Below are 23,752 nucleotides of genomic sequence, written 5' to 3'. Positions count from 1 at the left end.
CGCGCCCTTGACCTTCCCATGATGGGAAGCCCCATATGAACCGTCATCACGATGAAGGAGACGGCGATGACGGTCATCGACAGGACGAAGGATGGGCTGGCGACGCTCGACATGGCCGTGGAGGGCATGTCCTGTGCGAGCTGCGTCGGCCGGGTCGAGCGCGCCATCGCGGCGGTGCCGGGCGTCGATTCGGTCGCGGTCAATCTCGCGACCGAGCGCGCCCATGTGACCTTCGCCAAAGGCGGCGACGTGTTGAGGCAGGTCGAGGAGGCAGTGCGCCAAGCAGGCTACCAGCCGATGGAGCAGACGATCGACCTGTCGGTCAGCGGCATGACCTGCGCGTCCTGCGTTGGCCATGTCGAGAAGGCTTTGCGCGGCGTGCCCGGCGTCGTCGGGGCCACCGTGAACCTCGCCACCGAACGCGCCAGCGTGAAGGCTGTGGCCGGCGGCGATCTTGGCCCCGAGCTGATCAAGGCGGTCGAGAAGGCCGGCTACGAGGCGAGCCCGGTGACGCCCGATGACGGCCATGCAGCCGGCCAGCACGACCATATGCAGATGCTGAAGGAGGAAGAACAGGCGCGGTTGCTGCGCTCGGTCATCCTCGCCGGCGTACTGACGATCCCGCTGCTGGTGATCGAGATGGGCAGCCACATGGTCCCGGCCCTGCACCACTGGCTTGCAGGCAATTTCGGCGAGGGAAATCTGCGCATCTTCTCCTTCGTGCTCGCCACGATCGTGCTGTTCGGGCCGGGGTTGGTCTTCCTGCGCAAGGGCTTCCCCGCCCTGCTGCGGGCCGCGCCCGACATGAATACGCTGGTCATGCTCGGGGCCGGTGCTGCCTGGCTCTATTCGAGCGTCGCGACTTTCCTGCCCGGCCTGCTGCCGGAAGGCACCGCGCTGACCTATTTCGAATCGGGCGCCGTCATCGTGACGCTGATCCTGCTCGGCCGCTGGTTCGAGGCCCGCGCCAAGGGCCGCACCGGCGCGGCGATCCGCAGCCTGATCGCGCTTCAGCCGAAGACGGCGCGCATCCTGCGCCAGGGCAGCGAGACCGATATCCCGGTCGACGAGGTCAAGCCGGGCGACACCGTGATCCTGCGGCCGGGCGAGCGTGTACCGGTCGATGGCGAGGTGCGGGACGGCACCTCCTTCGTCGACGAATCGATGATCACCGGCGAGCCTGCCCCGGTCCGCAAGGAAGCCGGCAGCCTCGTCACCGGCGGCACGGTCAATGGTTCGGGCGCGCTGAGCTTCACCGCCCGCAAGGTCGGCTCCGACACGCTGCTCGCCCAGATCGTGCGCACGGTGCAGGCGGCGCAGGGTGCCAAGCTGCCGATCCAGGCCGCCGTCGACCGCATCACCCTCTGGTTCGTGCCGGCGGTGATGGCGGTGGCGCTCGCGACCTTCCTGGTCTGGCTCGCCTTCTGCCCGAGTCCGGCCCTGTCCTATGCGTTGGTCAACGCGGTCGCGGTGCTCATCATCGCCTGCCCTTGCGCCATGGGGCTGGCGACGCCGACCTCGATCATGGTCGGCACCGGGCGCGGCGCCGAGCTCGGCATCCTGTTCCGCCAGGGCGATGCGCTGCAGGCGTTGCGGGATGTGCAGGTCGTCGCCCTCGACAAGACGGGAACGCTGACCAAGGGCAAGCCCGAGCTGACCGATATCGAGCCGACTGAGACCTTCGAGGCCAACGAGATCCTGCGCCTGATCGCCTCGACCGAGAACCGTTCCGAACACCCGCTGGCGCTGGCCATCGTCGCGGCGGCGAAGGCGCGTGGCCTTGCGCTGGCCGAGCCGGCCGATTTCGTCAGCGATGCCGGCCGTGGCGTCACGGCGACCGTCGAGGGCCGGCGCGTCGCCATCGGTGGCCACAGGCTGATGGAGCAGGCAGGAATCGACGTCTCGGCCTTCGCGGGCCGGGCCCAGGCACTGGCGGAAGCTGGCAAGACCCCGCTCTATGCCGCCATCGATGGCAAGCTCGCCGCCGTCATCGCCGTCGCCGACGCAATCAAGGAGACGACGCCGGCAGCCATCGCGGCATTGCACCAGCTCGGCCTCAAGGTCGCGATGGTGACCGGCGACGACAGCCGCACCGCCGCCGCCGTGGCCCGGCAGCTCGGCATCGATGAAATCCGCGCCGAGGTGCTGCCGACCGACAAGGCCGAGGTGGTGAAGGCCTTGCAGAAGGATGGCCGCAAGGTCGCCTTCGTCGGGGACGGCATCAACGATGCGCCTGCCCTCGCCCAGGCCGATGTCGGCATCGCCATCGGCACTGGCACCGACATCGCCATCGAAAGCGCCGATGTCGTGCTGATGTCGGGCGATGTCATGGGCGTGCCGCGCGCGATTGCGCTGTCCAAGGCGACGATCACGAATATCCGCCAGAATCTCGCCTGGGCCTTCGGCTACAACGCCATCCTGATTCCGGTGGCGGCCGGCCTGCTCTATCCGCTCTGGGGCGTCCTGCTCTCGCCGGTCTTCGCCGGGCTTGCCATGGCGCTGTCGAGCGTGAGCGTGCTGGCCAACGCACTCCGGCTCAGGCGCTTCAAGGTGGAGGCATAGGATGAATATCGGCGAAGCCTCGGCCCGCTCCGGCGTCAGCGCCAAGATGATCCGCTATTACGAGAGCATCGGGCTGATCGAGGCGCCCTCGCGGACGGCGGCGCAGTACCGGGTCTATGCCGATGACGACGTGCATACGCTGCGCTTCGTCCGGCGGGCGCGCGATCTCGGCTTCTCGCTGGAGGAAACGCGCGAATTGCTGGCGCTCTGGCATGACCGCAGCCGCGCCAGCGCCGATGTGAAGAAGCTCGCCATGGCCCATATCCGCGACCTCGAGGCCAAGGCCGCCGAACTCCAGGCCATGGCCGACACGCTTCGGCATCTGGCGGCGCATTGCCATGGCGACCACCGGCCCGATTGCCCGATCCTGAGCGATTTCGCCGCGCAGCCTCTTCTCACCGAAAAGGCCTGAGACGCCGCTCCGCCATGCGCCGCGCTTCTGGACGCGGGCCGAGAGGCTTGCTCATATGCGGCCGCGAGGCATCGGGTCGGCGATCACAGCCGGTCTCCGACGGATCGATGCCTCCCAAGGGGATAGATCGCCATGGTGCGCCGCTGCGGCGCGCCGCGATCCGACAAGGCAATAGATCATGGACAATCGAAACGATCTCTGGCGTCACGTCGATGCGAACAAGGAGCGATTGATCGCTCTCTCCGACCGGGTCTGGGGCATGCCGGAGGTGTGCTACACCGAGAAGCGCTCCGTCGCCGAGCATGTCGCCGAGCTGAAGCATCAAGGCTTCCGCATCACCGAGAATGTCGCCGACATTCCGACCGCCGTGATCGGCGAGGCGGGCGAAGGCGGCCCGGTCATCGCCTTCCTCGGCGAATACGACGCCCTGCCCGGCCTGTCGCAGGAGGCTGGCGTCGCCGAACACAAGGAGATTGAGACCGGCGGCCACGGCCATGGCTGCGGCCACAACCTGCTCGGCTCCGCCGCCATGCTCGCCGCCGTGGCCATGAAGGACTGGCTGGCCGAGAACAAGATTCCCGGCCGCGTTCGCTATTATGGCTGCCCGGCCGAGGAAGGCGGCGCGGCCAAGGCCTTCATGGTCCGCGCTGGCGCCTTCGACGACGCCGATGTCGCGATCAGCTGGCACCCGTCGAGCTTCTGGGAGGTCGCTCCGGCGCTCGCGCTCGCCAACACCCGCGCCGATTTCGTCTTCACCGGCCGCGCCTCGCATGCCGCCGCCGCGCCCCATCTCGGCCGTTCGGCGCTCGATGCCGTGGAACTCATGAATGTCGGCGTGAACTACATGCGCGAGCACATGCCGAGCGACGCGCGCGTGCATTACGCCCTGCTCGACACTGGCGGCATCGCGCCGAACGTCGTGCAGGCCCATGCCCGCGTGCGCTACTCGATCCGCGCCCGCGATCTCCGCGGCATGCTGGAGCTCGTCCAGCGCGTGAAGAAGATCGCCGAAGGCGCCGCGCTGATGACGGAAACCAAGATGGAGATGCGCATCGTCAGTGCCGTCTCCGACCTCGTCGCCAACACGCCGCTCGAAGAAGCCATGCACAAGGTGATGGAGGATCTCGGCCCGCCGCATTTCGACGATGCCGACAAGGCCTTCGCCGAGGAGATCCGCAAGACGCTCTCGCCGCAGGACATCGCCGCGATCTGGCGCACGGTCGGAATGCAGGACAGCGGCGCCCCGCTGGCCGACTTCCTCGTGCCGCGCAGCGCCAAGCGCAATCCGGCGATCGGCTCGACCGATATCGGCGATGTGAGCTGGGCCGTGCCGACCGTGCAGGCGCATGCGCCGACCGTCGCGATGGGCACGCCCTTCCACACCTGGCAAGTCGTGGCGCAGGGCAAGGCGCCGGCGGCGCACAAGGCCATGGTGCATGTCGCCAAGGCGATGGCGGCGACCGGCGCTGCCGTGCTGAGCGACCCGGCCCTGATGGAAGCGGCCAAGGCCGACCACAAGGCCCGGCTCGGCAAGGAAGGCTACACCTCGCCGCTGCCGCCCGAGGTCAAGCCGCCGCTGACGATGTCGCTGGGCTGACCCTTCCGCCTCGATAGGCCCGGCCATGGCGCGACGCCGCGGCCGGGCTGCTCGATCGGGCTTGCGCTTCCCTGGGCGTTTCGCCTCGCAGATGCCGCATCGAGAGGCTCCTGAGCCGGTGCCGGCAAAATTGCCCACGAAACGGGCAATGCATTCGAGAAACCCGCTCAATACCCTGATTTCGCGGTGATATTTCTCAGGCGCAATTTAAGTCAGCTTTGCTTCCCTTTTACCCTTGCAGGCAAACGATTGCCGTCCTATCTAAGGTGCAGCGCAGCAGAGATGTTGCGTCGCCCTCCTTGGGCGTTTCCTCCCTAGACTTGGGCTGCGCTCACGCGCGGCCCTTTTTTCTTGCGGCCGATCCTCACGCCGGAATTGCTGGAACCGGCGAGGGCTACCAGCGCCGCCAGTAATAGGGCGGGCCGCCGAAGCCTGAATCGAAGCGGTCGAACTGGTAACGGCGCTCTGCCGAGCGATCGAGATCGATCTGCAGCAGGCAGTTCGAGAAGCCTTCGCTGCCGGGTTTGAAGCCGTAGGAACGGCAACGCGCCTCGTCGGCCGCCCGCCGCTCCTCGAGCGTGACGCAGCCGCTGCAGGCCAGCGCCAGCAGAAGCCCGGCTGCGAGTTTCGGTGCGATCATGACCCATCTCCTGTCCGCGCCCGCGACGACCGATTAACCGCCGGAATCTCCGGCAGTTCAATCGCTGCAACGATCTATCGCGAAAACCTGATCGGCACGGACAGGGAAACCGAGCCGCCGCCGAGCCCGTCCGGCGGTGCCGGGACGGGGCTCGCCCGCCGGATCATCGCGACGGCCTCCTCGTCGAGCGCGGAATCGCCGGAGCCGCGCACGAGCCGCGCCGACAGCACCCGCCCGCCGCGGTCGATGCTGAAGGCGACCTGCGCGGTGCCGGGATTCGCCCCGTTCGGGAACCGCTTGAAGCGGTTGAGATGGGCGATCAGCGTGCCGCGCCAGCTTGCCGTCGCCGCCGGCGAGGCGGAGGACGCGCCCGATGCGGGGGCGGCAGTGCGCTGGGCAATCTGCGCCTGCGCGGTCGGGGCCGAGCTTTGCTCGGAGCGCGGCTTGTCCGGGCTCACCGGCTTGCGTCGCTGCACGACCTTGGGCTTCGGCGGCGGCTGCTTCTTCACCTCCTTCGGCGGAGGCGGCGGCTCCTGCTTCGGCGGCGGCGACAGCACGGCGGCGGCGTCCGGCAAGGGCGGAAGCTCGGGGATCTTGATGTCCGGTTCAGGCACCGCGACGGGCGCCGGCTCCGGCGGCGGCTCGGGTTCCCTAGGTCGCTCGACCACAGGCTCGGGCGGCGGCGGTTCGGGCTCGGATTCGACCATCTCGGGTCCGGGCGCGATATCCTGCTGCGGCGTTTCCGGCGCAACCGCGAGCGGCGCGAGCTCGATCATCACGGCGGCGGGCTGAGCGCCGGCCGCGGCCTCGGCGGGCTGCCAGGTCGCGATCATCCAGCCGGCCGTGCCATGGGCGCCGGCGATGACCAGCGCCGCGACGCCCCAGCGCAGCGCGGCGGGCCAGAAACGTGTCTGCGGCGAGCGCCCGATGCTCATGGCTTGGCCGCCGCCGCGCCCTGCCCGGTATCCTCGAGGCCGACGAGCGCGATCTTCAGATAGCCCGCCTTGCGCAGGAGGTTCATCACCTCCATCAGCTCGCGATAGGCGACGGCACCGTCGGCGCGCAGGAAGACGCGCTGCTCGCGGTCATTCCCGGTGCGCTGGTCGAGCGTCGCCTGCAGCGCCTCGCGCGGCAGGGCGTCGTTGCCGAGCGCGAGCGACAGATCGCCCTTCACCGTCAGGAAGACCGGCGTGTCCGGCCGGGGCTGCGGCTGCGCGTTCGAGACCGGCAGGTCGACCGCGACATCGACCGTCGAAAGCGGCGCCGCCACCATGAAGATGATCAGCAGCACCAGAATGACATCGATGAAGGGCGTGACGTTGATGTCCGCGACTTCGCCGAGATCGCCGTCCTGCGGGTCCTTGAGCGAGACGGCCATGGCTCACTCCGCCCGGACACGCGGCATCGCGGCGGCGGCCGGCGGCACCGCCTGCAGGACCGAACGCGCCGGCGCGCTCGCAACCAGGCGCTGGCGCCGCTCGAGATCGCGCGAGAGATGGCGCAAGATCTCGCCCGAGGCGTCCGACAGCGTCGCGCGATAGCCGGTGATGGCGCGGGCGAAGACGTTGTAGATGATGACGGCCGGGATCGCCGCGACCAAGCCGATCGCGGTCGCCAGCAGCGCCTCGGCGATGCCCGGCGCGACCACGGCGAGATTGGTCGTCTTCGCCTGGCTGATGCCGATGAAGGAATTCATGATGCCCCAGACCGTGCCGAACAGGCCGACAAAGGGCGCCGTGGAGCCGATCGTCGCCAGGAGCCCGGTGCCGCGCGCCATGTTCCGGCCAGCGCGAGCCTCGATCCGCGACAGTGCGATGGCCGCCCGCTCCTTGATGCCGTCCTCGCCGAGATCGACCGAGCGGCGGGTCTCCTCCAGCGCAGCGGACAGCAGCGCCCCGACCGCGCCGCGCAGCTTGCCGTCCTTGCCCGAGACGGTTTCGGCCGCATCGCCGAGGCTGTCGGCGGCCTCGATCCGGCGGAGCGAACGCAGCGCGCCGGTCTTGGCGGCGGCGAGTTCCATCACCTTGGCGAGCCAGATCGTCCAGGTCACCAGCGAGGCGAAGGCGAGGCCGATCATCACCGCCTTCACGACGATGTCGGCCGCCATGAACATGCCCCAGGGCGACAGGTCGTGCGGCAGCGTCGCGGCAGCCTGAGGCGCCGGAGCGACGGGGAGGCTGGCGGGCGTATCGCCCGGTTGCAGCGGCGGATGCGCGGCGCTCGGCGGAGCGATCCCCATCTGCGAGGCCGCCGGTGGCAAGGGATTCGCCGGCGCTGCGAGCGGGGGAGCCGGCTGCATGGCCGGCGGAGAGGCCGGCTGCGCCGGAACCTGCGGAGCGCCCTGAATCTGGGCCAGCGCGGCAGAAGCGGGCAGCAACAGGCTCAGCGCCAGAAAAGCCGAACGAAGCAGTCTCGTCATGACCAGTCCTACATCCGCCGCGTGATCGCCACCCGGCCCCGCTCTCCCCGCCATCGGGGAGCGAGGATCGCTCTCGAACAACCCCGGCGCGTACCGGCCAAGCCAAGCGAAAGCGGCGAACCTCACATTGGAATAAATAAAAAAAGCACGCTTTATCAGCGAGTTGCGAGCAGAACGAGTGTTTGAATCACACCCTCCTGTCAAGGCTTGAACGGGCCGCCAGATGGCCGGGCTGCCTTTTTCGAATGGGTGTCGGGCGGCCGCGACCCGCCCGTCGATGCGGCTCGCTTCAGCCCGTGGCGGACGGGTCGATTTCCGCCTGGATGGCCGCCAGATGCTCGGCTGCGGCTGCGGTCGCGGCCTGCTCCACCGCGCGAAACCGGCTCACCAGCACCTGGCCGAGGCTGGTCAGGCTGGCGCCGCCGCCATTCTTGCCGCCGACCTGGCGCTGCACCACCGGTTGGCCGAAAAGCGTGTTCAATTCCTCGACCAGCTCCCAGGCGCGCCGATAGGACATCGCCATGTCGCGCCCCGCGGCCGAGATCGAGCCCAGCGCCGCGATCTTCTCCAGCAACTCGATCTTGCCCGGGCCGATGCGGCCTTCGGGGTCGAGCTGGATGCGCAGGCTGAGCGAAGGCACGGCCCGGCCCTAGGAGGCCGCGGCCAGCGCGGGAGTCGCGGCCAGCGCGCAAGCCGCCAGATAAATCGCCGCGACGCGCTCGATGCCGGCCTGATCGGCGGCGTCGAAACGGGCCACGGAGGGGCTGTCGAGATCGATGACGCCGATGACACCGTCGGGCCCGATCAGCGGGACGACCAATTCGGAACGCGACGCCGCGTCGCAGGCGATATGCCCCGGAAAGGCATGCACATCCTCGACCAGGACCGAGCTGCGCCGCGCCACGGCTGCGCCGCAGACGCCCGCGCCGACGGCGATGCGCACGCAGGCCGGCTTGCCCTGGAAGGGGCCGAGCACCAGCTCGCCGCCGCGCATCAGGTAGAATCCGGCCCAGTTGAGGCCGGGCATCGTCTGGAACAGCAGGGCGGCGGTGTTGGCGGCGTTGGCGATCGGATCGGGTTCGCCATGCAGCAGGGCTTCGAGCTGCTGGGCCAGTTCGCGGTAGAACGTGGCCTTGTCTTCGGTCTCGATGTCGCGCGCCTCGAACATGACCCTGCGCCTCCGGAATTTTCGCGATTCCCAGATCGCCACGCGTCCTGCGGATGCGGCAGCGGCGATCTATGCATTTGTTATCGCATCGGATTGTCCCGAAAAGTGGCGTCCACTTTTCGCGCGATGCTATAGCACCATCGGCCGGGCTTCGCCATGCGCGGCAAGCGAACCGCCCTCGCCCCGCCTGGCCGCAACCGAGAGTTCACTGCTCGCGATGCCCCACCCCAGCCGCCCCATCCGCATCGCCGCCGCATTGCTGACCGACAGCCGCAATCGCCTCCTGCTGGTCCGCAAGCGCGGCACGGAAAGCTTCATGCAGCCGGGCGGCAAGATCGAGGCGCGGGAGGAGCCGGGAGCCGCGCTGCTGCGCGAGTTGCAGGAGGAATTGGGGCTGACGGAGCGCCGCGAAGCGCTGGCCTTTCTGGGCCGATTTGCGGCGCCCGCGGCCAACGAGCCGGGCTTCACGGTGGAGGCCGAGATCTTCCGGCTCGTTTCCGACGAGACACCACGGCCGGCGGCAGAAATCGCCGAGATCGCCTGGCTGATGCCGGGCGTCGCGGCGACTGTCACATTGGCGCCATTGACGCGCGACCATGTGCTGCCGCTCTGGCTTTCCGGCTCCGGTGATTGAGGTGACGAGATGGATATGAACGCGACCGCTGCGGCGCGCCATGCCGATGGCAGTGCCGGCGATGCCGATTACGGCCGGATCGGACGCGGCTACGCCTCCTATCGCCAGCCCGAGCCCGCCATTGCGGCGCAGATCGAGGCTGCGCTCGGCCCGGCCGGAACCATCCTCAATGTCGGCGCCGGTGCGGGCTCCTATGAACCGCGCGGCCGCGACGTCACCGCCGTCGAGCCTTCCGCCTCGATGAGGGCGCAGCGCCCGGCCGAGATCGCCGTTGCCATCGACGCGACGGCGGAGACCTTGCCCTTCCCCGACCGGTCCTTCGACGCGGCCATGGCGACCTTCACGGTGCATCAATGGCAGGATCTCGATGCGGGCCTGCGCGAAATGCGCCGGGTGACGCGCGGGCCGGTCGTCATCCTGTCCTGCGACCCCGCGCTGGTCGAAGCCTTCTGGCTCGCCGACTACGCGCCGAAGGTACTGGCGACCGAGGCGAGGCGCTATCCCGCGCTCGACCATATCGGCGCAGTGCTCGGCGGCCAGGTCGAGATCGTGCCGGTCGCGATCCCCCTCGCCTGCCGCGACGGCTTCAACGAAGCCTATTACGGGCGGCCGGAATGCTTCCTCGACGAGGGCGCGCGCTCGGCCTGCTCGGCCTGGAGCTTCGTCGATCCAGCGGAAAACGCGGCCTCGGTGGAGCGGCTGCGTCGCGACCTCGAAACCGGCGCCTGGGATGCCCGTTACGGCGCCCTGCGCGGCCAGCCGAGCTTCGACGGCTCGCTGCGGCTGGTGATGTCGCGCCCGGCGTGAGGCGAGCCGATGCTATCGCGCGACGCGATAACATCGGCTCGCAAAGTGGAAGACGGCTTTCGGAATGGCTGCCGGCGAATTGGCAGGGCGAGGCCCGGCTGAAGGGACGGTGGATCTTTCCGGCGCAGAGCGAGACGGCTCCCATTCGGAACCATCTCCAGCCCCCGGGCATTGTCTCGCGACAATCCGTGAGTCCGCGCCCATGGCCGCTTCCCGACATGCCAAGCAACGCCCCGCCGTGAAACGCCTGCGGCGGGTCTCCTCGGACGAACTTGTCATCCGCCGCGTACGGCGCGGCCGCTTCTTCAGCTATCGAGATGCGAACGACAACAGGATCACGGATGAAGAGATCCTGGCTCGCATCCGTTCTCTCGCCATTCCCCCCGCTTACGAGGATGTCCGCATCGCGGACGATCCGGCAGCGCATCTTCAGGCGATCGGGCGTGACGAGGCGGGGCGCATCCAGCATCGCTATCATCCGGACTGGGAGAAGGTGCGAGAGCGTCGCAAGCTCAAGCGGCTGGCGTGCCTGATCGCGGCGCTCCCCAAGCTGCGAGCCCGGATCGCCAAGGATTTGCGCTCACGACAGCTTGGCCATGACAAGGCGTTGGCCTGCGCCGCCGCCATCATGGACCGCTGCCATATCCGTGTGGGCAACGAGGCCTATGCCAAGGCCAATGGAAGCCGTGGCGCGTCGACCTTGCTGAAGCGACATGTCGACATCACCGGCCCACGAATTGCGCTGCACTTCCGCGGCAAGAGCAGCAAGGATATCGCCTGCACCGTCGAGGCTCCAGCTCTCGCGCGTGCCATCGGGCGGATATCCGCCCTCCCAGGCGCGCGCCTGCTGCAATATCTGCGCGAGGACGGCAGCGTCGCGCCGATCAGCGCCGACGAGATCAACGCATATCTCAGGAGGGCTAGCGGGCAGCGGATCAGCAGCAAGGATCTGAGGATGCTCGCGGCCAATGCGGCTGCTGCCGAGCTGCTCCTCGGCGGTGAAGAGGCCGTCAGCGAGATGGGCCGCAAGCGGCAGATCGCCGACATCATGCGCATAATTTCGGAGCGGCTCGTCAACACGCCAGCCGTCGTGCGGAAAAGCTATGTCCACGCCATCGTCATTGACGCCTATGCGAGCGGCCGCCTGCAGAGCAGCTACGCGAAAGTGCGCGCCTCGGCGCGTTGCTCTCGCATCGAGCGGGCCTTGGGCCAGCTCGCGGCCTGATGAAGGCACCCTGACATCTGCGTGCGATATCGCAGCTCTTATGTCTCGTTGTGACGCCCACGAACATCACGGACCGGGTGATGCATGCGCAGAGGCACGAAGGCCGCGCTCGGCAGTCGGATGCGGTTGACATTTCCCAACGTCATCGGGACACTCTGGTTGTGGTGTCCCCTTCTTACCTTCCCCCTGATTCAGGGAGGCCGGTGTCGCCATGAAACCTACGGTAGATGCCTATACGGTCGCCCTCCCCTGGTACGAGCCGGAGGACTTCGCCGCGCTGTTGAAGCTTGCTCAAGATCGGGACGAGATGCCGACCGATTACGAGACGTGGCATCGCCAGGCCGTCGCTGTGATGAATGCGTGGCTGGCCCGAGGGCGAGCGCTCGAAATCGTCACCATTCGACCGCATGAGTTCGTCGCTTGGCTCGAAAGGGAAGGTCTTCCCAACACGGCCGAGACGAGGCGGCGGTATGTCGAGGAACAGGCTCGTCACTGCCACGATGTCGCCTGAAACAATAAAGCCCGGTCTCAAGGATGAGACCGGGCCATCGCCATCGCTCGCTATTCGATCACTTGGATAATTTTCCGCGTTTTCGGCTCAACGATGACGGTACGGTCATTCACGATCGTGTATCGATAGCCTTTGGCGGCCCCATATTCGGGCGGAACTTCCCGATAGGTCACGCCGCGCTCGGGCAGAACAGCCCCGACCCGCACATCCTCGCGGTAGGTGTATGAAGGCACTTCGTGTTCGGTCACGTAGGTCTTGAAGCGGGGCGTGGCGTCGCCCGTGATGCCACCGACCACGGCGCCGCCGACTCCACCGACCACGGCACCGACCGGACCGCCAACAACAGCCCCGCCGACCGCACCAGCCGCGGCGCCGGCCGCGGCACCGCCGCGAGCCCCTTCAGGGTTCTGCGCGAGCGCCGTCAAAGGAGCCAGCGTGACCGCAGCAGCAAGAATGATCTTTCTCATCGATCGATCTCCTGGTTGCCCCCAGTTGAGATCGCAAACCTCCCGGATCGCCGGCGGTTCCGCACGCTGCAAAAATGCCCCGGAAACTGCACATTATGGTCACGACCCCGCACATTGCGGGGGAGCCCAGTGATCCTCAAACCACGCGAACGCGATGCCGGAAGCCGTTGCCGGGGTCAGGACCAAATCGTGCGGAAATGGGCTTCCATGGTGCCGGCAGAGCCTCTTAAGACACGCAGGACATGAACCGCGTCGATCGTCGGATCGAACGCGACGATGCCGGCGCCATCGACGATGCGCGGGACGCGCTCGCCGGACGGAAGCCGGCTCTGCATGACCCGGTAAGGTACAACGTGCTTATACATAGCCCCTTAGGAGCCCTTGGTTGACGAGACCAAAGACCCGCATAGCGCACAAGGGGCGGGTTGCATTTCCCTCAACAAATTGGCCCGATTTCATCAATCGGACCAACTCGTTACGAGGACAGCTTGCAAGCCTGCAAGTACCGCAGTTTAGAACGGGATATCGTCGTCGAGATGGCTCGACGAGGAGCGTCCGCCGCCACCGCCGCCGCTCGACATGGCCGGCTGGCGCGAGCCGCCGCCGCTGCCGCCCATCGCGCTGGAGCGACCGAAGGAGCCGCCGCCACCGGAGCGCTCTTCCCCATAGCCGCCACCGCTGCCGCCTTCGCTATACTCCTCCGAGCCGCCCTGGCGGCTGTCGAGGATGGTGAGCTCGCCGCGGAAACGCTGCAGCACGATCTCGGTGGTGTATTTCTCGACGCCGGACTGGTCCTGCCATTTGCGGGTCTGGAGCTGGCCCTCGATGTAAATCTTCGAGCCCTTCTTCAGGTACTGCTCGGCGATCTTCGCCAGATTCTCGTTGAAGATCACGACCGAGTGCCACTCGGTGCGCTCCTTGCGCTCGCCGGACTGCTTGTCGCGCCAGGTTTCCGAGGTGGCGATCCGCAGATTGACGACAGGCTCGCCGCTGCCGAGGCGACGCACCTCCGGGTCGCGCCCGAGATTGCCGACCAGAATGACCTTGTTGACGCTACCAGCCATGACAGGCTCCATTTCCTGCGCACCAAGCGCCCGTCGAGGCCTTCCGGGTCTCGTCGGGAGCTCCAATCACATCCGGCCGATCGACCGGAGCCGAACCCTATCGGCCTGTTCACCCAATATCAATGATGTTCCTGTTTTGTTCAAGGGGCTCAAGCGAGGTTTTCCCCGGCTGATTCGCCGCTCCGCCGAAGTTCCCGCAGCGGCCGGCCGGGCTCGGTCAGGCAAGCGGACGCCGCGCGCCCAGAACCGCCTGCGCCATCCGGTCGAGCAGGATGGCGAGCACGACGATCGCCATGCCGCCGACGAAGCCGAGGCCGGGATCGGCCCGCTGCAGGCCGAGAAGGACGATCTCGCCCAGCCCCTTCGCGCCGATCATCGAGGCGACCACGACCATGGCGAGCGCCATCATGATCGCCTGGTTGAGCCCCTGCAGGATGGTCGGCCGCGCCAATGGCAATTCGACGAGCCAGAGCGTCTGGCGGGGGCCGAGGCCGAGCGCGCGGGCCGCCTGCACCAGCCCGGCGTCGATGCCGCGCAGGCCAAGCTCGGTCAGCCGCGCGAAGGGCGGCAGGGCGTAGATCAGCGTCGCGACCAACGCCGGCGCCCGGCCGAGCCCCAGCACCATCGCCACCGGGATCAGGTAGACGAAGCTCGGGATGGTCTGCATCAGGTCGTAGAAGGGCGCGAGCGCCCGCCCCAGCCGCGGCAGCCGCGCGGCGGCGATGCCGAGCGGCAGGCCGAGAATGGCGACCAGCAACACGGCGACGACGACGAGCGCGAGCGACTGCATCGCCTCGTTCCAGACGCCAAGACCGGCGAGGACCAGCGGCAGAAGCGCCATCGCCAGCGCGAAGCCGAGCTTGCGCCCCGCGAGCCAGGCGCCGATCGCGATGGCCAAGACGAAGACCGGCACCGGGACGTGAAGGAGAGCCGTCTCGACACCGCGCACCGGGGCCGTCAGCAGCGCGCTGAAACCGTCGAGATCGTCGCCATAGCCGGTGACGATGGCATCGACCGCGCGGTTGACCAGCCTTTGCAGCGCCTTGCCGAATTCCGGCAGCCAGTCCGGAATCACAGGCCGGATGCGACCTTGGCGGCGATATCGGCCGGCAGCCACGCCTTCCAGACATCCGCTTTCGTCTTGAGGAAGACGAGCGCCTGCTGCTCCGGCGTCACGCCCTTCTCGCGCGCCTCGGCCAGCATCTTCGAGGTCAGGTCGCTGGTGGTGGTGTAGTTCTTCAGGAAGCTCGCGAGCTGCGGCGCCTTCTTCGCCAGATCGATATTGGCGCCGATGACGACCCGGCTCGTCGGATAGGCCGTCGCCTGCTTCGGCGCGTCGCTGGTCTTGAGCTCTTCCCAGATCTTGGGATCGAAGGGCGGCTCCTGAAGCTTGACGAGGTCATAGGCGCCGAGCAGCCAGCTCGGCCCCCAGTAGTAGAATACGACCGGCCGCTTGCGCTTCAGCGAAGCCTCGATCGCGGCGACCAGCGCCTCGCCCGAGCCGCCGCGCGTATTGGTGAAATCCTGCGCCAGCCCGTAGGCCGCGAGCTTCTTGGTGTTGATACCCTCGCAGACCCAGCCGGCGACGCAGTTGTAGAAGCGGCCCTTGCCGGGCTCGTCGGGGTCGGCGAAGAGATCCTTGTAGCGCTTGAGATCCTGGACCGATTTCAGCTCGGGGGCCTTCGCATCCGGACCGGAGACCAGATAGCGCGGCACGAACCAGCCCTCGCTCGCATCGGGGAAGGTCGTGCCCAGCGGCTCGACCTTGCCGGCCGCGGCCTCCTTCACCCAGGCCTCGACCGGGTTCGCCAGCCAGATCTCCATGACGATATCGACATCGCCGCGCCCCATGCCGTTGACCAGCGGGGCGATGGCGCCCGGCACGCGCTCGACCTTGCAGCCGAAGCCCTTCTCCGCGATGGCGCTGGCGACGGCGGTGTGGAAGGCGGCGGAGTCGTAGTCGAGCCCAGCGATCTTCAGCGGCCGGTCGAGCTCGCAGGCGAGGACGGGAGCGGCCAGGCCGAGGCCGAGCATCAGGGCTGCGCCTCGCAATAGGGCTTTCATCATCGCATTCCCCCGCTGGCTGTGACCCCGATCGTGCACCTGACGATCGGTCATGTCCACGAAGCGCGGAAGTCCGCAAAAAGTTCCACCACAGGGCGAACGGGGGACCCGGCTCCGTGCCGTCAGCATCGCGCAGGATGGCGGACGAAGCCAGTTCCGGTCCTGTCAGCGTCTGTCAGGACCGGAGGAGGCCGTCATTCCGGGGCAGGCCCGGAATGACGGCGCAGTTCTTGTTGAACGAAGCGCTCGCTCAGCCGCGCGGCGCGAAAGCCTTCAGCGTCGCGGCCGCCAGGGCGGATTTCAGGATCGCACCGAGCAGGAAGGGCGCCGCGCCGACCGCGATGGCCTTCTCCATGCCGATGAAGGTCGCGAGCCAGGCTGTGCCCAGCACGAGGCAGAGCGCGTTGCCGGCGAGCATGGAGAGCGTCGCGAGGCCGATCCGGCGGCCGTTCCAGCCGCGCTGGGCGAGGAAGCCCGTCAAAGCCGCGGCGAAGGGGAAGGCCAGCAGATAGCCACCGGTCGGACCGGCGACATAGGCGGCACCGCCGAGCGCGCCCGCGAAGACCGGCAGGCCCGCCACGCCTTCGAGCAGCCAGGCGATCACCGTGACGGCGCCGAGGCGCCAGCCATAGAGCGCGCCGATCAGCGTGACGGCGAAGGTCTGCATCGTCATCGGCACCGGCACCATCGGCACCTTGATCTGCGAGGAGAGCGCCAGCAGCAGCGTGCCGACGAGCACGGCGGCCGTCCGCCAGGCGAGCGAGCGGCTTTCCAGGCGCAGCGGGCTGAACGGGCGAGCGAGAACGAGATCGGTCATGGTTGCTCCGTAAGCATGATCGGCGCCGCGTCGCCGCGACTCCGGTGCCGCCTTGTGAGCGCTTTCCCGCGCCGGATGCAAGGCCCGACAGCGAAAGCCGTGCGCCCCGCATCATGCGCCGCGGGAGGGCGCGCAATGCCGCGCAGCCGCTTGCGCGCGACGCCGATATGTCGGATTGGCTGCGGAAGTCCGCTTTTCCCAGCCCGAGGATCTCCGATGACCCTGGCCAATGGCCGGCCGCTGCTCGCTATGCCCGGCCCGACCAATATCCCCGACCGCGTGCTGCAGGCGATGATGCGCCCGGCCGAGGAACTGAGCTCGGCCAGCATCGTCAGGCTGACGGATTCGGTGCTGGCCGATCTCAAGCGCATCTTCCGCACCGGCGGCGAGACCTTCGTCTATGCCGCCAACGGCCATGGCGGCTGGGAGGCAGCCTTCACCAATGTGCTGTCGCGCGGCGACAAGGTGCTGGTGCTGGAGAGCGGGCGCTTCGCGACCGGCTGGGGCGAGATGGCGCGCTTCATGGGCGCCGATGTCGAGATGCTGGCGGGAAGCTGGCGTCGCGCGGTCGATCCCGCCACCGTCGAGGCCCGGCTGCGCGCCGATACGGCCCACGCGATCAAGGCGGTGATGGTGGTGCAGATCGACACCGCCGCCGGCGTCGTCAACGACATCCCGGCGATCCGCCGGGCGATCGATGCCGCCGGGCACCCTGCCCTGTTCATGGTCGACGGCGTCGCCTCGGTCGGCTGCATGGAATTCGAGATGGACGCCTGGCGGATCGACGTCGCCGTCTCCGCCTCGCAGAAGGGGTTGATGTCCTCGCCCGGTCTGGCCTTCGTCGCGGCCAATGAAAAGGCGCTGGCGGCCCATGCCCGCGCCGACATGCGCAGCGGCTATTGGGACTGGAGCGGCCGCATGAACACGCTGGCCTATATGAAGCATTGCGGCACCGCGCCGGAGCATCTGCTCTTCGGCCAGCGCGCCGCGCTCGACATGATCTTCGAGGAAGGGCTGGAGGCGATCTGGCGTCGCCATGCCGCGCTCGCCAAGGCGACCCATGCCGCGGTCGAGGCCTGGGCGAGCGGCCAGGCGCTGGGTTTCGGCGTCACCGAGCCGCAGGAGCGCGCGCCCTCGGTCACGACGATCCTGACGCCGGGCTTCGATGTCGCCACCATCACCGATTTCACCCGCGACATCTGCGGCGTCTCGCTCGGGCTCGGCATCGGCGACTATAGCGGCAAGGCCTTCCGCATCGCCCATATGGGCCATTTCAACGCAGCCAGCCTGCTGGGCACGCTCGGCGCCGTCGAGATGGCGCTGCAGGTCAAGGACATCCCGCACGGCTCCGGCGGCGTCGCTGCGGCGGTGGCGAGCCTCGCGGAAGCGGCCTGAGGCGACCGACACCCGCCGAACGCTCCCACGCCCTTCCACGGCCGTCATGCTCGCCCTTGTGGCGAGCATCCACGTCTTGAACGCGACACTTGACCAGAGAAGACGTGGATGGTCGGGACAAGCCCGACCATGACGCGGCAAGCCTTCCATTCATAGGCCTCAGGTTCGAGCCTGGAGCCTGTCCCGAAATGACCGGCAAATTCATCCCGGTCGAACAATTGCAGCAGCTCGCAGTACCCCATGATCCGGCTCGAAAACATCAGCAAGCAGAACGGCAAGCAGATCGTCTTCATCGAGGCCTCCGCGGCCTTGCAGAAGGGCGAGAAGATCGGCCTCGTCGGCCCCAACGGCGCCGGCAAGACCACGCTGTTCCGCCTGATCACCGGCGAGGAAGCGCCCGATGAGGGCCAGGTCTCGATCGATCGCGGCATCACCATCGGCTATTTCAGCCAGGATGTCGGCGAGATGGCCGGCATGAGCGTCGTCTCGGCCGTGATGGACGGCGCCGGCCCGGTTTCGAGCGTCGCGGCCGAGCTCGCCGCGCTGGAAGCCGCCATGGCCGATCCCGACCGCGCCGACGAGATGGAGGAAATCGTCCTGCGTTATGGCGAGGTGCAGGGCCGCTTCGAGGAGCTCGACGGCTATGCGCTCGATGGCCGCGCCCGCGAGGTCCTCGACGGCCTCGGCTTCAGCCCGGCGATGGTCGAGGGCGATGTCGGCGCGCTCTCCGGTGGCTGGAAGATGCGCGTCGCGCTCGCCCGCATCCTGCTGATGGCCCCGGACGCCATGCTGCTCGACGAGCCGTCGAACCATCTCGACATCGAGAGCCTGATCTGGCTGGAGGAGTTCCTCAAGGGCTATGAGGGCGCGCTCCTCATGACCTCGCATGACCGCTCCTTCATGAACCGCATCGTCGGCAAGATCGTCGAGATCGACGGCGGCTCGCTCACCACCTATTCCGGCGATTACGAATTCTATCAGCAGCAGCGCGCGCTCTCGGAGAAGCAGCAGCAGGCGCAGTTCGAGCGCCAGCAGGCGATGCTCGCCAAGGAGATCGCCTTCATCGAGCGCTTCAATGCCCGCGCCTCCCATGCCGCGCAGGTGCAGAGCCGGGTGAAGAAGCTCGACAAGATCGAGCGCGTCGAGCCGCCGAAGCGCCGCCAGACCGTGAAATTCGAGTTCCAGCCGGCGCCGCGCTCCGGCGACGATGTCGCGGGCCTGAAGGGCGTCGCCAAGCGCTATGGCGAGAAGGTCATCTATGACGGCTTCGACTTCCAGATCCGCCGGCGCGAGCGTTGGTGCGTCATGGGTGTCAACGGCGCCGGCAAGTCGACGCTGCTGAAGCTCGTCACCGGCACCTCCGAGCCTGATAGCGGGATCGTCACCCTCGGCGCCGGGGTCAAGCTCGGCTATTTCGCCCAGCATTCGATGGAGCTGCTCGACGGCGAGCGCACCGTTTTCGAGACGCTGGAGGATGCCTTCCCGCAGGCCAATCAGGGCTCGCTGCGGGCGCTGGCCGGCTGCTTCGGCTTCTCGGGCGACGATGTCGAGAAGCGCTGCCGCGTGCTCTCCGGCGGCGAGAAGGCGCGCCTCGTCATGGCGCTGATGCTCTACGACCCGCCGAATTTCCTCGTGCTGGACGAGCCCACCAACCATCTCGACATCGCCACCAAGGAGATGCTGATCGAGGCGCTCGCCGCCTTCGAGGGCACGATGCTGTTCGTCAGCCACGACCGGCATTTCCTCGCGGCCCTGTCGAACCGCGTGCTGGAACTGACGCCCGACGGCGTCCACGCCTATGGCGGCGGGTATACGGAATATGTCGCGCGGACGGGGCAGGAGGCGCCGGGCCTGCGGCACTGAGGTGCTGCCGGCCGCGCTTTACCCTCAGCCCTCATCCTGAGGAGGCCTGAAGGGCCGTCTCGAAGGATGTTCCAGGAGGCGCCTGAGATAACTGGAGCATCCTTCGAGACGCCGCTGACGCGGCTCCTCAGGATGAGGGCTCACATTTCCGGCCAGGCATTCAGGGATGAGGGCTTGTGAAGGTCGTGGCCGAAGAGCTGCGTTCCTGCCATCCCCTGTCAGCATCGCTCTTGGCGGCCTCCCGTCCGGGCCGTCCCGCATGCTAAACATTCCCGCTGCCCGGAGGACCGGGCTGGTATGGCGCGACAATTGCCCTATCTCTAGGCCTTCTCCGAGACGGACGCCCCGATGGCCCGCAAGACCGAAACCGCCGCCGCCCAGGCTGCTGCGCTGGAAGACATGTTCGACCGCAACCGCGCGGCCGATCCGAACAGCCGCGCCATCACGGTGCGCGGGGCGCGCGAGCACAATCTGAAGAATGTCGATCTCGTGATTCCCAGAGACAAGCTCGTGGTATTCACGGGCCTCTCCGGCTCGGGCAAGTCCTCGCTCGCCTTCGACACGATCTATGCCGAGGGTCAGCGCCGCTATGTCGAGTCGCTTTCGGCCTATGCCCGCCAGTTCCTCGAGATGATGCAGAAGCCCGATGTCGACCAGATCGACGGGCTCTCCCCGGCGATCTCGATCGAGCAGAAGACGACCTCGAAGAACCCGCGCTCGACGGTCGGCACCGTCACCGAGATCCACGACTACATGCGCCTGCTCTGGGCGCGCGCCGGCATCCCCTATTCGCCCGCGACCGGCCTGCCGATCGAGAGCCAGACCGTCCAGCAGATGGTCGACCGCATGGTCGAATTGCCGGAGAAGACGCGCGGCTATCTGCTCGCGCCCGTCGTGCGCGGCCGCAAGGGCGAGTTCAAGAAGGAGATGGCCGACTGGCTGAAGCGAGGCTTCCAGCGCGTCAAGGTCAATGGCGAGTTCTACGAGATCCCGGACGCCCCTGCCCTCGACAAGAAGTTCAAGCACGACATCGACGTGGTCGTGGACCGGATCGTGATCCGGCCCGATCTCGGCGCGCGCCTCGCGGATTCGCTGGAGCAGGCGCTGGAGCTGACCGACGGCATCGCCGTCTTCGAATATGCCGACGAGAAGGAGGAGAACGGCGAGGCCAAGCGCGTCACCTTCTCCTCGAAATTCGCCTGCCCGGTCTCCGGCTTCACCATTCCCGAGATCGAGCCGCGGCTGTTCTCGTTCAACAACCCGTTCGGCGCCTGCCCGGTCTGCGACGGCCTCGGCCACGAGATGCGGATCGACCCGGACATGATCGTGCCGGACCATTCGCTCACCCTGAAGAAGGGCGCGATCGCGCCCTGGGCCAAGTCGACCTCGCCCTATTACGGCCAGACGCTGGAATCGCTGGCGAAGCATTTCGGCTTCTCGATGACCAAGCCTTGGTCGGAGCTGCCGGAAAGCGCGCGCAAGGCGATCCTGTTCGGCACCGGCACCGAGCCCGTCCGGATGGCCTATAATGACGGCCTGCGCAGCTACGAGGTGAAGAAGCCCTTCGAGGGCGTCATCACCAATATGGAGCGGCGCTGGAAGGAGACGGAGTCGGACTGGGCGCGCGAGGAGATCGGCCGCTTCATGTCCGAGACGCCCTGCGCCGCCTGCCACGGCTATCGCCTGAAGCCCGAGGCGCTGGCGGTGAAGATCGACATGCGCCATATCGGCGAGGTCTCGAAGCTCTCGGTCAAGGACGCGCTGGACTGGGTCACGAACCTCCCTGCCCGGCTCTCGAAGAAGCAGAACGAGATCGCCCCGCGCATCCTCAAGGAAATCCGCGACCGGCTGACCTTCCTGCTCGACGTCGGGCTGGAATACCTGACGCTCGCCCGCGCCTCCGGCACGCTCTCGGGCGGCGAGAGCCAGCGCATCCGCCTCGCCAGCCAGATCGGCTCGGGGCTGACCGGCGTGCTCTATGTGCTGGACGAGCCCTCGATCGGCCTGCACCAGCGCGACAACGAGCGCCTGCTCGGCACGCTGCGGCGCCTGCGCGACCTCGGCAACACCGTGATCGTGGTCGAGCATGACGAGGATGCGATCCTGACGGCCGATTACGTCGTCGATGTCGGCCCGGGCGCCGGCATCCATGGCGGCGAGATCGTGGCCAAGGGCACCCCGCAGGACATTCTCGACGATCCCAATTCGCTCACCGGCAAATACCTCACCGGCGAGATGTCGGTCGCGGTGCCGGCCAAGCGGCGCAAGGCCACGAAGGGCCGCAGCCTCAAGATCGTCGGCGCGCGCGGCAACAACCTGCGCAATGTCGATGTCGAGATTCCGCTCGGGATGTTCACCTGCATCACCGGCGTCTCCGGCGGCGGCAAGTCGACGCTGGTGATCGACACGCTCTACAAGGCGGTGGCGCGCAAGCTGAACGGCGCGATCGACCACCCGGCCCCGCATGACCGGATCGAGGGCATCGAGCATCTCGACAAGGTCATCGACATCGACCAGTCGCCGATCGGCCGCACGCCGCGCTCGAACCCGGCGACCTATACCGGCGCCTTCACGCCGATCCGCGAATGGTTCGCCGGCCTGCCGGAGGCGAAGGCGCGCGGCTATCAGGCCGGGCGCTTCTCCTTCAACGTCAAGGGCGGCCGCTGCGAGGCCTGCCAGGGCGACGGCGTCATCAAGATCGAGATGCACTTCCTGCCGGATGTCTACGTCACCTGCGACGTCTGCAAGGGCAAGCGCTACGACCGCGAAACCCTCGAGGTGAAGTATCGCGACAAGTCGATCGCCGACGTGCTCGACATGTCGGTCGAGGAGGCGAAGGGCCTGTTCAAGGCGGTGCCCTCGATCCGCGACAAGATGGAGACGCTGGCACGCGTCGGGCTCGACTATGTCAAGGTCGGCCAGCAGGCGACGACGCTCTCGGGCGGCGAGGCGCAGCGCGTCAAGCTCTCCAAGGAACTGTCGAAGCGCGCCACCGGCCGCACGCTCTACATCCTCGACGAGCCGACGACCGGCCTGCATTTCCATGACGTCGCCAAGCTCATGGAGGTGCTGCACGAGCTGGTCGACCAGGGCAATTCGGTGGTGGTGATCGAGCACAATCTCGAGGTGGTGAAGACCGCCGACTGGGTGATCGACATGGGCCCCGAAGGCGGCGACGGCGGGGGCCAGGTGGTGGCCGAAGGCACGCCGGAGGACATCGTCCGCATCGGCAAGGGCCACACCGCGCGCTTCCTCAAGGAAGTGCTCGACCGCCGGCCGATCAAGAAGGGCAAGGTGCAGCGGCAGGCGGCGGAGTAGTGAACCTGCTAACAATGTACAGGCGGCTGCTTTTAACCATCAATTCCGTTCAATAGGCGGAAGTAAAGCTCTACCGGGCGACGGAGGCGGATCATCGTCTGTAGCCCAATCGGACAGCTTAAATCTGCGGTGATAGTCTGTTTCTGGAGCGGGTTCGGTCGAATCTAATCTCAGCAGAAGCGGCTCTTGCACGCCGCGGGTAGGACGCACTGCTATGCGCGCTTCTTCGGAAAGCGGGATGTGCGGAACATCTTCTCCTAAAGCTTCCCTCATAGCCGCGCGCGCCGCCGGCTCGATGTCCGCTAAGACCGATTGAAGCATCTGCTCAATCTCGTGATCAACGTGCGCGGCATCGCCAGCGGAAAGCTGCCTTCTGTGTTCTTCGAGCCATTGCCGCTTTTCGATGATGCGTTTTATCTTCCCCGGCGTTTTGGTTCGCCTTTCACGGCGATATATTCGAGCGCCTTCAAGTTCCTTTGCCGATGTTATGCTCTCAGTCACCAACTCGCTAAACTTTCTCCCATCGCTGATGATTTCCGTCACGCTTTCTTTGAAGCCCTTATAGTCAGCGACTACCCCATAAATCGGAATCGTCAAGGCACCAATCACCGTGATCCAACCCCTGACACTGCCCTCCGCAAGTCTGACGTCGAGGATGGTATCGGGAGGAAAAAATTCGAGCGCGGTTTTTGCGGCTATCTTCGATGCATCGTCACCAAGCTGTTTTAGTTCGACAACCGATAAACTTACCCGCCGTACGTGAAAATAGGCTTCTGCAAGTTGAGCCAA

At 67.2% G+C, this 23,752-nt stretch carries 23 protein-coding genes; 10 read left to right on the top strand and 13 right to left on the bottom strand.

Annotated elements, in window-relative coordinates; genetic code table 11:
- Positions 1-66 precede the first annotated feature (66 nt).
- The 3 genes from AB6806_RS05775 (at position 67) to AB6806_RS05765 (ending at position 4,571) form a co-directional block, all read left to right on the top strand.
- Positions 67-2,562, top strand: coding sequence for a heavy metal translocating P-type ATPase (locus tag AB6806_RS05775; RefSeq protein ID WP_142020901.1), 2,496 nt, complete (start codon positions 67-69; stop codon positions 2,560-2,562).
- 1 nt (position 2,563) lies between these two features.
- Positions 2,564-2,974: a Cu(I)-responsive transcriptional regulator gene (cueR, locus tag AB6806_RS05770; RefSeq protein WP_112762187.1), complete on the top strand. Its 411-nt coding sequence runs from the start codon at positions 2,564-2,566 to the stop codon at positions 2,972-2,974.
- Between the two features lie 178 nt (positions 2,975-3,152).
- The gene (locus AB6806_RS05765) at positions 3,153-4,571 is read left to right on the top strand and encodes a M20 family metallopeptidase (RefSeq protein WP_142020900.1); all 1,419 of its coding nucleotides are present in this window, start codon (positions 3,153-3,155) and stop codon (positions 4,569-4,571) included.
- Between the two features lie 394 nt (positions 4,572-4,965).
- Here the strand turns inward: AB6806_RS05765 and AB6806_RS05760 are convergent, their stop codons facing one another.
- The 6 genes from AB6806_RS05760 to AB6806_RS05735 all read right to left on the bottom strand — a co-directional run bounded on the left by AB6806_RS05760 (position 4,966) and on the right by AB6806_RS05735 (position 8,798).
- Positions 4,966-5,211 carry a hypothetical protein gene (locus AB6806_RS05760; protein WP_038367450.1) on the bottom strand — a complete coding sequence of 82 codons (246 nt, stop codon included), beginning with the start codon at positions 5,209-5,211 and terminating at the stop codon, positions 4,966-4,968.
- Positions 5,212-5,285: 74 nt separating this feature from the next.
- The gene (locus AB6806_RS05755) at positions 5,286-6,146 is read right to left on the bottom strand and encodes an energy transducer TonB family protein (protein ID WP_370954268.1); all 861 of its coding nucleotides are present in this window, start codon (positions 6,144-6,146) and stop codon (positions 5,286-5,288) included.
- Positions 6,143-6,589 carry a TonB system transport protein ExbD gene (exbD, locus tag AB6806_RS05750; protein WP_038367453.1) on the bottom strand — a complete coding sequence of 149 codons (447 nt, stop codon included), beginning with the start codon at positions 6,587-6,589 and terminating at the stop codon, positions 6,143-6,145. The genes AB6806_RS05755 and exbD overlap by 4 nt, the downstream gene beginning before the upstream one ends.
- A 3-nt stretch (positions 6,590-6,592) precedes the next feature.
- Complete coding sequence (exbB, locus tag AB6806_RS05745) at positions 6,593-7,630, bottom strand: tonB-system energizer ExbB (protein WP_370954267.1); 1,038 nt, start codon at positions 7,628-7,630, stop codon at positions 6,593-6,595.
- A gap of 289 nt (positions 7,631-7,919) precedes the next feature.
- The gene (locus AB6806_RS05740; RefSeq protein WP_112762181.1) at positions 7,920-8,270 is read right to left on the bottom strand and encodes a winged helix-turn-helix domain-containing protein; all 351 of its coding nucleotides are present in this window, start codon (positions 8,268-8,270) and stop codon (positions 7,920-7,922) included.
- Between the two features lie 9 nt (positions 8,271-8,279).
- Positions 8,280-8,798, bottom strand: a complete 519-nt coding sequence (locus AB6806_RS05735) for a GAF domain-containing protein (RefSeq protein ID WP_370954266.1) — start codon at positions 8,796-8,798, stop codon at positions 8,280-8,282.
- Here AB6806_RS05735 and AB6806_RS05730 point away from each other — a divergent pair.
- The 4 genes from AB6806_RS05730 (at position 8,797) to AB6806_RS05715 (ending at position 11,975) form a co-directional block, all read left to right on the top strand.
- Positions 8,797-9,432: an NUDIX hydrolase gene (locus AB6806_RS05730; protein WP_370954265.1), complete on the top strand. Its 636-nt coding sequence runs from the start codon at positions 8,797-8,799 to the stop codon at positions 9,430-9,432. The genes AB6806_RS05735 and AB6806_RS05730 overlap by 2 nt on opposite strands.
- A 15-nt stretch (positions 9,433-9,447) precedes the next feature.
- Positions 9,448-10,239, top strand: a complete 792-nt coding sequence (locus AB6806_RS05725; protein WP_370954264.1) for a class I SAM-dependent methyltransferase — start codon at positions 9,448-9,450, stop codon at positions 10,237-10,239.
- A gap of 202 nt (positions 10,240-10,441) precedes the next feature.
- Complete coding sequence (locus tag AB6806_RS05720; protein WP_370954263.1) at positions 10,442-11,464, top strand: DNA topoisomerase IB; 1,023 nt, start codon at positions 10,442-10,444, stop codon at positions 11,462-11,464.
- A gap of 211 nt (positions 11,465-11,675) precedes the next feature.
- Positions 11,676-11,975 carry a hypothetical protein gene (locus AB6806_RS05715; RefSeq protein ID WP_038367462.1) on the top strand — a complete coding sequence of 100 codons (300 nt, stop codon included), beginning with the start codon at positions 11,676-11,678 and terminating at the stop codon, positions 11,973-11,975.
- A gap of 50 nt (positions 11,976-12,025) precedes the next feature.
- On the opposite strand, the gene AB6806_RS05710 is transcribed toward AB6806_RS05715, so the two are convergent.
- The 6 genes from AB6806_RS05710 to AB6806_RS05685 form a co-directional block, all read right to left on the bottom strand.
- Positions 12,026-12,442, bottom strand: a complete 417-nt coding sequence (locus AB6806_RS05710) for a DUF1236 domain-containing protein (RefSeq protein ID WP_370954262.1) — start codon at positions 12,440-12,442, stop codon at positions 12,026-12,028.
- 176 nt (positions 12,443-12,618) lie between these two features.
- Positions 12,619-12,807 carry a hypothetical protein gene (locus AB6806_RS05705; protein ID WP_370954261.1) on the bottom strand — a complete coding sequence of 63 codons (189 nt, stop codon included), beginning with the start codon at positions 12,805-12,807 and terminating at the stop codon, positions 12,619-12,621.
- Positions 12,808-12,954: 147 nt separating this feature from the next.
- Positions 12,955-13,506 carry a single-stranded DNA-binding protein gene (gene ssb, locus AB6806_RS05700; RefSeq protein ID WP_038367469.1) on the bottom strand — a complete coding sequence of 184 codons (552 nt, stop codon included), beginning with the start codon at positions 13,504-13,506 and terminating at the stop codon, positions 12,955-12,957.
- A 217-nt stretch (positions 13,507-13,723) separates the two neighbouring features.
- Positions 13,724-14,581 carry an ABC transporter permease gene (locus AB6806_RS05695; RefSeq protein WP_370954260.1) on the bottom strand — a complete coding sequence of 286 codons (858 nt, stop codon included), beginning with the start codon at positions 14,579-14,581 and terminating at the stop codon, positions 13,724-13,726.
- Positions 14,578-15,573: an ABC transporter substrate-binding protein gene (locus tag AB6806_RS05690; RefSeq protein ID WP_210323676.1), complete on the bottom strand. Its 996-nt coding sequence runs from the start codon at positions 15,571-15,573 to the stop codon at positions 14,578-14,580. The genes AB6806_RS05695 and AB6806_RS05690 overlap by 4 nt, the downstream gene beginning before the upstream one ends.
- Before the next feature lie 247 nt (positions 15,574-15,820).
- A complete protein-coding gene (locus tag AB6806_RS05685) occupies positions 15,821-16,387 on the bottom strand; it encodes a biotin transporter BioY (RefSeq protein ID WP_370954259.1) in 567 nt (188 codons plus the stop codon).
- A gap of 216 nt (positions 16,388-16,603) precedes the next feature.
- Between AB6806_RS05685 and AB6806_RS05680 the strand changes: the two genes are divergently transcribed.
- The 3 genes from AB6806_RS05680 (at position 16,604) to uvrA (ending at position 22,963) form a co-directional block, all read left to right on the top strand.
- The gene (locus AB6806_RS05680; protein WP_370954258.1) at positions 16,604-17,782 is read left to right on the top strand and encodes a pyridoxal-phosphate-dependent aminotransferase family protein; all 1,179 of its coding nucleotides are present in this window, start codon (positions 16,604-16,606) and stop codon (positions 17,780-17,782) included.
- Between the two features lie 240 nt (positions 17,783-18,022).
- Positions 18,023-19,645: an ABC-F family ATP-binding cassette domain-containing protein gene (locus AB6806_RS05675; protein ID WP_370954257.1), complete on the top strand. Its 1,623-nt coding sequence runs from the start codon at positions 18,023-18,025 to the stop codon at positions 19,643-19,645.
- Positions 19,646-20,044: 399 nt separating this feature from the next.
- A complete protein-coding gene (gene uvrA / locus AB6806_RS05670) occupies positions 20,045-22,963 on the top strand; it encodes an excinuclease ABC subunit UvrA (protein ID WP_370954312.1) in 2,919 nt (972 codons plus the stop codon).
- Positions 22,964-23,002: 39 nt separating this feature from the next.
- Here the strand turns inward: uvrA and AB6806_RS05665 are convergent, their stop codons facing one another.
- Positions 23,003-23,752 carry a hypothetical protein gene (locus AB6806_RS05665; protein WP_370954256.1) on the bottom strand — a complete coding sequence of 250 codons (750 nt, stop codon included), beginning with the start codon at positions 23,750-23,752 and terminating at the stop codon, positions 23,003-23,005.

Origin of the sequence: Allobosea sp. RCC_152_1, assembly GCF_041360765.1 — a bacterium.
GTDB lineage: Bacteria > Pseudomonadota > Alphaproteobacteria > Rhizobiales > Beijerinckiaceae > Allobosea > Allobosea spartocytisi.
Note: the sequence above shows the minus strand (reverse complement) of the source record. Positions and strands in the feature narration are given on the sequence as shown.